The 9,448-nt window shown below is 55.4% G+C and carries 8 protein-coding genes; 6 read left to right on the top strand and 2 right to left on the bottom strand.

Annotation, left to right across the window (positions count from 1 at the left end; genetic code table 11):
* Nucleotides 1–493: DUF1501 domain-containing protein (locus MK110_17670; GenBank protein ID MCH2213138.1), on the top strand; the 493-nt coding region annotated here is incomplete at its 5' end.
* 246 nt (nt 494–739) lie between these two features.
* On the opposite strand, the gene MK110_17665 is transcribed toward MK110_17670, so the two are convergent.
* Nucleotides 740–1,018 carry a hypothetical protein gene (locus MK110_17665; GenBank protein MCH2213137.1) on the bottom strand — a complete coding sequence of 93 codons (279 nt, stop codon included), beginning with the start codon at nt 1,016–1,018 and terminating at the stop codon, nt 740–742.
* Nucleotides 1,019–1,143: 125 nt separating this feature from the next.
* Here MK110_17665 and MK110_17660 point away from each other — a divergent pair, with 125 nt between their 5' ends.
* Nucleotides 1,144–1,593, top strand: coding sequence for a hypothetical protein (locus MK110_17660; GenBank protein MCH2213136.1), 450 nt, complete (start codon nt 1,144–1,146; stop codon nt 1,591–1,593).
* A complete protein-coding gene (locus MK110_17655) occupies nt 1,590–3,623 on the top strand; it encodes a hypothetical protein (GenBank protein MCH2213135.1) in 2,034 nt (677 codons plus the stop codon). Before MK110_17660 ends, MK110_17655 begins: the two co-directional genes overlap by 4 nt.
* Before the next feature lie 691 nt (nt 3,624–4,314).
* Here MK110_17655 and MK110_17650 read toward each other — a convergent pair.
* Nucleotides 4,315–4,617 carry a hypothetical protein gene (locus tag MK110_17650; GenBank protein MCH2213134.1) on the bottom strand — a complete coding sequence of 101 codons (303 nt, stop codon included), beginning with the start codon at nt 4,615–4,617 and terminating at the stop codon, nt 4,315–4,317.
* A 60-nt stretch (nt 4,618–4,677) separates the two neighbouring features.
* Between MK110_17650 and MK110_17645 the strand changes: the two genes are divergently transcribed.
* The 3 genes from MK110_17645 to MK110_17635 all read left to right on the top strand — a co-directional run bounded on the left by MK110_17645 (nt 4,678) and on the right by MK110_17635 (nt 9,370).
* Nucleotides 4,678–6,045, top strand: coding sequence for an FAD-dependent oxidoreductase (locus MK110_17645; protein MCH2213133.1), 1,368 nt, complete (start codon nt 4,678–4,680; stop codon nt 6,043–6,045).
* 547 nt (nt 6,046–6,592) lie between these two features.
* Nucleotides 6,593–7,822 carry a cytochrome P450 gene (locus MK110_17640; GenBank protein MCH2213132.1) on the top strand — a complete coding sequence of 410 codons (1,230 nt, stop codon included), beginning with the start codon at nt 6,593–6,595 and terminating at the stop codon, nt 7,820–7,822.
* A gap of 324 nt (nt 7,823–8,146) precedes the next feature.
* Complete coding sequence (locus MK110_17635; protein ID MCH2213131.1) at nt 8,147–9,370, top strand: Gfo/Idh/MocA family oxidoreductase; 1,224 nt, start codon at nt 8,147–8,149, stop codon at nt 9,368–9,370.
* Nucleotides 9,371–9,448 lie beyond the last annotated feature (78 nt).

The raw sequence follows: 9,448 nt of genomic DNA, 5'->3' as shown, positions 1-9,448 counted from the left end.
TCTGGCACGCCGGCTTTCTGAGCGGGGCGTTCGATTCATCCAGTTGTTCCACATGGGCTGGGATCAGCACAAGAATCTGCCGAACGCGATCCGCGGTCAATGTCGGGATACCGATCAGGCCTCTGCCGGTTTGGTCAAGGATCTCCAGCAGCGCGGATTGCTCGAAGACACGCTCATCGTCTGGGGTGGCGAATTCGGTCGCACCACCTATTGCCAGGGGAAATTGACGGCGGCCAGTTACGGACGCGACCACCACCCGCGCTGCTTCACCATATGGATGGCCGGGGGAGGCATTCGACCCGGGATCACTTGGGGCCGCACGGATGACTTTTCTTATAATGTTGTCGCCGATCCGGTCGAGGTCCACGATCTGCACGCGACTATTCTGCATCTGTTGGGCATCGATCATCGCCGACTCACATTTCGCTTTCAGGGTCGGAATCATCGACTGACCGACGTCCACGGCAATGTCATTCGCCCGTTACTGGCGTGATCGTCGAAATACAAGAATCCCGGCCACGAATTCAAATACGAAATGCTTGTTGACGCCGCAATTCCGCGAATACGAAAATCAGGGCTCGACTATATTTTTTGGACACACGATTCGTCGGGATTACGGTCGTCTCGATTGCCCTAACCAATTGTGCTGGATCGAGAATGACCAATAGGTGACTCACCGCATATGCACCAGCAGGCTCGTCCGTATCTGAATCTTCCAATATTTTACTGTGTGAAGCGGTCAGGGGTTCAAGTCCCCTATCCTCCACTTTTGTAACGTCTTAAACCTTTGTGGTTTGAGACGTTTTTTTTGTGGAGTGACTGCTGTACTCCCTTTGCGACCGGTCCCGCTTCCGCCGAAAGCCAGACAGATCTGCTGAGCAATGGACCATTCATGTTCGACGATTTGAATGTGGATTGGCTGCCATGTTCGGCTGTTCCTCCGCGCAAATGCTCCAATTGCAAAACCACAAACACGTTCCCCGCGACCCACAGCATTCGGATTCGTCAAAGCGTTCATTCAGCGAAAATCATTTTTCGTCTCCGCCCCCTGTTGTTTAACTGCCGACTCCTGACCAAAATCGGGGTTCCTGTCAGCCGATGCAACATTCGCTGTCGGTACGATCGGACCATTCAAGGTCGCCCATGTCCAACCAGCCCAACGATCCACAGCCACATCTCTACACTCTGCGACACATTCGCCTGGGGTGGTGCCTGCTGGTTCCGTTCCTGGTGCTGGGGTTCGGCCTGGAAGCCTGTCACGGACTCAAGGTACGCTGGTATCTGGAAGACGAAGTGCGGCGGTTGATGTGGACACTCGCACACACGCACGGCACCCTGTTGTCAGTGCTGCACATCTGTTTCGCAGTCAGTCTGGATCGTCTGGTCGACCATACATCCACCTGGGTGCGATGGGTTTCGATGTGTCTGGTGAGCGCCACAATCCTCATGCCCGGTGGATTTTTTCTGGGTGGGGTCTACACCTATGAAGGCGATCCGGGACTGGGGATCTGGCTGGTACCGGTCGGAGCAACACTGTTAATCGCAGCCATCGTACGGGTGGCCGCGGCGAGCCTGAAACGAGGTTCGCCATGACGGTCGAAGTTTTGATCGTGGCAATGGTGTTGAGCCTTGGTCTGGCCGGGCTGGCAATGCTCAGCGGAAAACCGTCACTGCGGGCCAGGATCGTAACCGGCATTGCCGTGGGTGCGGTGGGCATCTGCTGGGTGCTGAACGCAGCGATCGAACATCCCCTGCCGGAACTGGAGATCACCGACCGTCCCATTCGCGATCCCGCACAGGGGCACCTGGGCTCTACGTCGTGTCGATCGTGTCACACCGACCATCACAAAACCTGGCACGATTCATACCATCGCACCATGACACAGGTAGTCTCACCGACATCAATGCGGGGCGACTTTTCACAGCGGGAACTCACTGTAGACAGTCGGCAATACGTCTTCGAACGCCGGGGTGACGAATTTTGGGCTGAGTTTGATGATCCGGATCACCATCCGGACCGCGGTCCGGCACGTCGCATCTCGCGACAGTTTGTAATGAGCACCGGTTCGCACCACATGCAGGTGTACTGGTACTCCGCCGGTGTTCGGCGGGAACTGGGACAATTCCCGCTGATCTATTTGTTTGAAGCACAGCGCTGGATCCCCCGAGGACATGCCTTCGTGTTCCCCTATCAGGCGCACCCGATTAGTGAAAGAAACCGCTGGAGCGGCAGCTGCATCCTGTGTCATACCACCCATGGACGACAACGACTGGACTGGAAAGACGCGAGGGTCTCCGAACTGGGCATCGCGTGCGAGGCCTGCCACGGGCCCGGGGAAGAACACGTTTGCGCCAACAGCAGTCCGACACGACGCTACGCGCTGCACTGGCAGCAGGATTCAGACGATACGATCGTCAATCCTCTCAAACTGACCAAAGAACATTCCTCACAGGTCTGCGGAAGCTGCCACGCGATCACTCAACCGTTCCTGGGAATCAACCCCACCGAACCGGCCGGCGTCCTGTTTACCCGGTTGATGGAAAAGTGGCTCAAACAGGGGGAACCCTATCGGGCCGGCGACGATCTGTATGAAACCAAATTTCTCACACGGGTCTTCGATTACTCCCGCCTGGCCGATATTCCGGAAGGCGATTATCGCGACGAGTACGCCAAACTTCTGAAGAGTTACCACGAATCGCAACCGGAAATCATCGAGGCCACATTTTGGCCGGACGGCATGGTGCGGGTCTCCGGCCGGGAATTCAACGGTCTGGTGGAAACCCCGTGTTATCAGCGCGGGGAGATGACCTGCCTGTCGTGCCATCAGATGCATCAGCAGCCCGATGATGCTCGACCTCACGAAAAATGGGCCAACGATCAGCTGAAGCTCACATCAGACACCAATCAGGCCTGTCTGCAGTGTCACAATGAATACGCGGCCGACGAAGCCCTGGCAGAACACACTCACCATGCGGCCGATTCTACCGGCAGCCTGTGTTACAACTGCCATATGCCGTACACCACCTACGGTCTGCTCAAGACCATTCGCAGCCACACAATCGACAGCCCCCGGGTCGATGTGGAATTGAAATCCGGTCGCACCAACGCCTGCAATCTGTGCCACCTGAATCAAACCCTGGCCTGGACGGACCGACATTTGAGTGACTGGTACAGTCACCCGACCGCCGAAATCCCCCGCGATCATCGGGTGGTGCCCGACTCCATCATCACCGCCCTGTCCGGTGACGCCGGTCAGCGGGCAGTCGTAGCTTGCGCCCTGGGCCGAAAGTCGGCTCAGACAGTCAGCGGAACCGAGTGGATCGGTCGCGTGGTGTCCGTGCTGCTGGACGACGACTATCCGGCAGTGCGATACATCGCCGGTCGCACCCTGGGATCACTGCCGGGATTTGACGGCTACGACTACAACTTTGTGCCCCAGCCCGAAGCCGGGCACAGCCGGGCACAGGCAGCCCTGGCACACTGGCGACAACAACGTCAATCCGCCGGGAAATCTGCGAACCTCACGGAAATACTCGATCAAACCGAAGGCCCCGTGTCAGACACGATTCTCGACGAACTTCTCAAACGCCGCGACAACAGGGACGTCTTCCTGGCGGAATAGCAATCCCGAAACATGCCTGGCGGCCACCAGCTCCGTTCAGGAAGCGAATCCGGCTAAGTCACCGACAATTCGATGCGCCGCGGGATCTCCGAATTACCGGATTCCCTCAGAGCGGCACGCGACGACGGGTGGTTTTTCCATCTTTGGCTGACCAGTCGAGTTGCACATGTGCATCTCAGACAGGCAGCGACGGCATCACCCTTCGACGACCAAATGCAGTCCGGGCAAAAATTTTCGGTTTCCATATCACATTGATTTCAGACGTTTTACTGACCAGGCGTCGTCCCGCCCGGTCAGACATTCAATCAAACAAACCGGACTGGCACACCTGTTGCAGTTGGACAGTGTCGGATAACCACATTTGTGAAATATGCAGTGGGTGCAGCAGGTCTGTCAGGTTGCCATCCTGAAGCCGGCATCGCTGAATAAATCCAGGGAAGGATGCCCCGTTATGAATGCGTTTTCGCTTTCTACGTTCCCCGCCGACCACCCTCTTGTTTCGGCAGGAATCGGCAACAACACCTCCGCTCAGCGAACGGTTCTGCGCCACACATTTCTCTGTGGACACTCACACACTGCGGAAATTGATTACGGAACAACATCGGAACACCTGACGACGGACTCAAACTCTTTGCGCCAAAATGCCCCTTCGGGCTAAACGGACGAGCAGTTCTGAAAAAGACTGATCGATCTACCTCATTTCGGCACAAAGAAAAAAATCTGATGCGACTTCAGAATCAAGCCACGCGAGTCGATCTGGACGACTTGAGGTCTCCGCAGATGCAGACGTTCGACGCGCCGCGGTTCTCTCTTTTTCTTTCTTTGTTTCTATGCCGGGTTCGGTGTCGCCTTCCTGATTGCCGGCCTGGTCATGCTGAGTGCTGTCGTCACGTACGGTTCGTTTGTAACCGTAGCCGTAAGATTCAGCAGCCGGTTCGAGTATCAGACACCGCGCGACATAGAAACCATGCTGGCCGAGCGACGCTTTCGGCAAGCTGAACTGATCCGATTTCTGTAACCGTCTCCCACTTTCTTCCTCCCTGGTCGAAGAGTCATGAGTAAGACTGAATTTCGTCCGGATCGACAGACACTTGTGGTGGTGGGGCACGGCATGGTCGGCCTGCGGTTCTGTGAAAAAATGGTCGAATATGATGTTGCAAAACAGTTTCGCATCATCACGTTCTGCGAAGAACCCCGTGCGGCCTACGATCGGGTAGGTCTGACATCTTTCTTCACTCACCGGAATTCCGAAAGCCTGATGCAGGCCCGGCGGGACTGGTACCATCAGAATGGAATCGAGATCCACATAGGCGACCGGGTCAGTGAAATCGACCACAAACTTAAGATCGTGCGTTCTGATAGATTCATCGGGATTAAATACGACTATGTGGTACTGGCAACAGGCTCCTATCCATTCGTGCCTCCGATTCCGGGGATCAAAAAAAAGGGTGTCTTTGTTTACCGCACCGTTGACGATCTGGACCGGATCACTGACTACGCAAAGCACTTGAAAACCGCCGCGGTCATCGGGGGTGGATTGCGAGGTCTCGAAGCTGCCCAGGCCGCCTGTGAGCTCGGTCTCAAAACTCACATCATCGAATTCGCTCCGCGACTGCTGTCAAAGCAGATCGATGATGCCGGATCTCGTATTCTTGTCCAAAGAATCGAAGATCTGGGTGTACGAGTGCGGCTCAACACAAAAATCACAGAAATTCACGGCACCCGTCGCGTCGAACGAATGGAATTTAGTGACGGTGAATCACTGAATGTCGACATGATCATCGTATCAGCCGGCATCCAACCTCGCGACGAACTGGCCCGCGAATCCGGCCTTGAAGTCGCTGCGCGAGGCGGAGTGGTCGTGAACGACCGACTTGTAACTTCCGCTCCGGAAATTTTCGCGATCGGAGAAGTCACACGTCATGCGGGTACTGTCTACGGTCTCGTTGCTCCGGGATATGAAATGGCCGAAGTTGCAGCTCGCAACCTGTGCGGTGGCGAACAACAGTTTTCCGGCACAGATGTCTCAACAAATCTCAAACTGATGGGGGTCGATGTGGCCAGTTTCGGTGATTATGAAGCTGATGCCCAAACGGTTGTCCCAGTGACTTTCGAAGACCCCGTTTCCGGCACGTACAAAAAACTGCTGTTCAATCAGAGCGGTACACAGCTGATCGGCGGCCTGCTGATTGGGGATGCGTCCGAATACGCGTCCCTGTCGATCATGGCAAACGCCAAGACACCACTGTCCCGTAAACCTCAGGAACTGATTCTCAGGACTGATGCAGCCGGAACATCGCAGGGCGGCATCGGCGAAATACCGGACGACTCACAAATCTCTTCGTATCACAATGTTCTCAAACCGAACATCGGCCGGAAGATAAAGAACCGCGATCTCCCGACAGTCCGACAGATCAAATGATCTACGAAAAAGCGGGAACCAACTATGGCCGCTGTATTCCGCGAGTCTGTGACCTTCCGGGGAGTGAACTGAATCAGACAGGCAAACAGAATCATACCTTCGTAACGATAACAGTTTACCAGAGGATGCGCGGCATCGCCGAGCCCGATTTTCGCGGACTGTTTTTGCACCATCCCACCAGACCTAAGCAGCTTACCTGTGGTTGCTGAACCCATGCCGCATCACACGTCTGAAAAACAATGCTCTGAATGTCTTTGAGCTGACAAGACAGTGGATCTCCGTCTTTCTTCATCCTGTTCCTGGGCAGTTCATCAAATCCCTGCGACGCTGTGGACACTTGTGACCTATGTTTGGGATCACGGACCTCTGACGATTTTGTCCGGAATTCACCAAAACTCTGCTGCATCATCACGTCAATCACATCAGCTGAGAAATCAGTTATCCGGACGGGTTCCTGGACGCGGTACCGTCTGGAGTGTGTCGACTGCGGTCTGCCATCTGACCTCTGCGTTCGCTAAACTACGGTCGGAGGTAACTCAGAATCAACATGGCTGCCACACTGACAACTGATCCGGACTACCAGGCGTTCTGTGAAGAACGTCTGCAGAATCCGTACCCTTTGCTGCAACGACTGCGGGAAGAGGATCCGGTGCACTGGTGCGAGCCAATGAACCTGTGGCTGGTGACGCGGTATGACGACGTGTTCGCCGGTCTGCGCGATCCGCGGCTCTCGTCCAACCGCATGAAAATGTACACTCAGGCTCTGGAGAACCAGCAGCGCCAGCAGGTCCAGCCGCTGCTGGATCACCTGTCCCACTGGATCATCCTGCTGGACGCTCCCGACCACACACGATTGCGGCGGCTGATCAACCAGGCCTTTTCCCCTCAGATGCTGAAGGCACTTCGTCCACGGATCGAAAAGCAGGCCGCTGAACGACTGGCTCATGCAGCCCAGGGCGGAAAAATGGATTTTCACCGGGACTACTGCTATCCGTTTCCGGCTGACGTGATCTGTGAGATGATGGGCATCCCGTCGGCACATCGCAATTCCTACCTTGAATGGTCGGAAGGCGTGATGAATTTTTCGACTCGAGGTGGCCCCAGACTCCGCGGCTATGCCGAATCGGCAAATCAGGCGCTGGCAAACCTTAGGATCATGTTCGACGAACTGACGGCCGAACGCCGGCGTGTTCCACAAAACGATTTACTCAGCGCTCTGGTGGCTGCGGAAGACCAGGGCGATCGGCTGACACACGACGAGTTACTGGCACTGTGCGTCTTTCTGTTTATCGCCGGTCACGAAACCACCACCAACGTCATCGCTAACGGGATGATCGGATTTTTCGACAACCCCGAGCAATTTGAAAAACTCAAAGCTGACATTGACGGTAAAGTCGATGGGGCGGTCGAAGAAATGCTGCGGTACGATAATTCTGTCACGCGCGGCGTCCGCCAGGCAAAGGAGAACATTACGATTCGCGACACGGCGATCGCAGCCGGTGACACGGTGGTACTGGTCCTGCTGTCGGCCAACCGCGATCCGGAGCAATTTCCCGACCCGGACCGATTTGATATCGAACGCGCACCCAACAAACACGTCAGTTTTGGCTGGGGCCCGCACTTTTGCATTGGCGGCCCCCTGGCACGAATCGAAATGGAAATCACGCTTCGTGAGATCGTAAAACAGGTTCCTAATATACGTCGGGCCGGCGACCGTCTTCACCGCCGCGAAACCATGGGCGTGCGGGCACTGACTGAACTACCGGTCTACTGTTGACACATAAACCGCCGGTTGAGGGACCGAGGATTCGGCTAACCGGTCAGGATCCACTAACAGACTGGTACACAACCTTTGTCTGAACGTAATCCGACCATGTGTTGCAGAGCATTCCCTCTCGGGGTTCCCGAACATGATCCCTCCTGCTGACAAAAAAGAGAAACGCCCACCGAGTCACCAAACAACAACCTTACGTCACTGGAACAGACATCCGATCTTTCAAGTTCGCAGAATAGACAGAGGGTTCCGGGCTGGTTACTATCAAATTTTGCAGGCTTTCAGATAAATCTCGACGACTAAGTCAGTGAATCAAAGAGGCAACAAATGGACAGACGAACATTCCTGGCGAACAGCTGTGCGGCAACGGCGGCAGCCGCGGGGTCAATTCAGACAGCTGCTGACGCATCGGTGAGTTCCCGTGGTGCAAAGAAACTTGAAGTGGCTATTGTCGGTTGCGGCCGGATGGGGCAGTACTTCGCCGAGGTCTATCGACGGCTTCCCAATACGGAACTGACCGCCATCGCCGAGTGGAATGACGAGCGTCGCCCCGTCGTCGGCGAACGCTTCAACGTAGACCGGCTGTATAAAGACGTCAATACAATGCTGGCCGACTACGTGCCGGATATCGTCGCCGTGATCACACCGACCAAATTCATGAAAGAAGCCGTGGTGAAGAGCGCCGAGGCCGGGGTAAAAGGTGTGTCAACGGATAAACCGATTGCCGCACGGCTGTCTGACGCAGATGCGATGGTCGATGCCTGCAGACATAATAATGTTATTTTTGCCGGTGGGAATCTGCAGCGAGCCAAATGGAATGTGCAACAGGCGGCCCAAAAGCTTCACTCCGGCGAACTGGGAACGATTCAGGGCGCCGCAGTTCACGGTTGGGGAGGGGAAATATCCGGAGGCGGATGCCAGCATATCTCTGTACTGAGACTTCTTGCCGGCGCAGAAATTGATGAAGTGATTGCCTGGGGAAGCCCACCGGAAGCGCTCAAGGCCGACAAAGACGACAGTGGTTTGAACATCAATGGACGTTTCCGACTCAGCACCGGTATCGACTGCCAGGTATTTGGTCTGGAACAAAAGTACGGCGAACGGCGAAATCGCAGTGGAGTGGACGTGTGGACCGAAGATGCGATGGTCAGCTGGAGCTGGAATTCTCCGCGGATTTTTAAAGGGCGCGATGCCAATGGTGTACGCAAGGAGATCGATCCCGAATACACGCCCTTCCCGTGGCCTGAAATACTCAATGCTCCACCGCTGCGAGCCGGGGACAACTATCTGGTTGCCTCAATTCAATCCTTTGTGAAAGCGGTGGAAACTAATAACGAAAACGAATTGTTTGTTTCCGGACATGATTTGCGTCAGGCGCTGGAAGTTGCCATCGCTGCGAAACAATCTGCCATGCTGGGCAGTCAGGCCGTCAGCTTACCACTGAAGGATCGCTCTCTGACGCTGATGCCTCGCCCCTATCGCTGGCTTGGCGGTGACGCTGTCGGCAAACCGCAAAGTGACGAAAACGCGGCAGGCAACAGTGATTCCTGACCGCGAGCGAGATTAAATTTTAGTTGGTGGCGGATTGGCCTGTCCGTCGAAGCTGTTGTTGGCTCCTGTTTCGAGTCA

The sequence above is a fragment of the Fuerstiella sp. genome (assembly GCA_022447225.1).
In the GTDB taxonomy this organism is placed as follows: Bacteria; Planctomycetota; Planctomycetia; order Planctomycetales; family Planctomycetaceae; genus S139-18.
Note: the sequence above shows the minus strand (reverse complement) of the source record. Positions and strands in the feature narration are given on the sequence as shown.

Excerpts from the sequence above, each read along its gene's own strand:
- MK110_17660 (MCH2213136.1), top strand. The coding sequence starts at position 1,144 with ATGTCCAACCAGCCCAACGATCCACAGCCACATCTCTACACTCTGCGA.
- MK110_17645 (MCH2213133.1), top strand. The coding sequence starts at position 4,678 with ATGAGTAAGACTGAATTTCGTCCGGATCGACAGACACTTGTGGTGGTG.
- MK110_17635 (MCH2213131.1), top strand. The coding sequence starts at position 8,147 with ATGGACAGACGAACATTCCTGGCGAACAGCTGTGCGGCAACGGCGGCA.
- MK110_17655 (MCH2213135.1), top strand. The coding sequence starts at position 1,590 with ATGACGGTCGAAGTTTTGATCGTGGCAATGGTGTTGAGCCTTGGTCTG.
- MK110_17665 (MCH2213137.1), bottom strand. The coding sequence starts at position 1,018 with ATGAACGCTTTGACGAATCCGAATGCTGTGGGTCGCGGGGAACGTGTT.
- MK110_17640 (MCH2213132.1), top strand. The coding sequence starts at position 6,593 with ATGGCTGCCACACTGACAACTGATCCGGACTACCAGGCGTTCTGTGAA.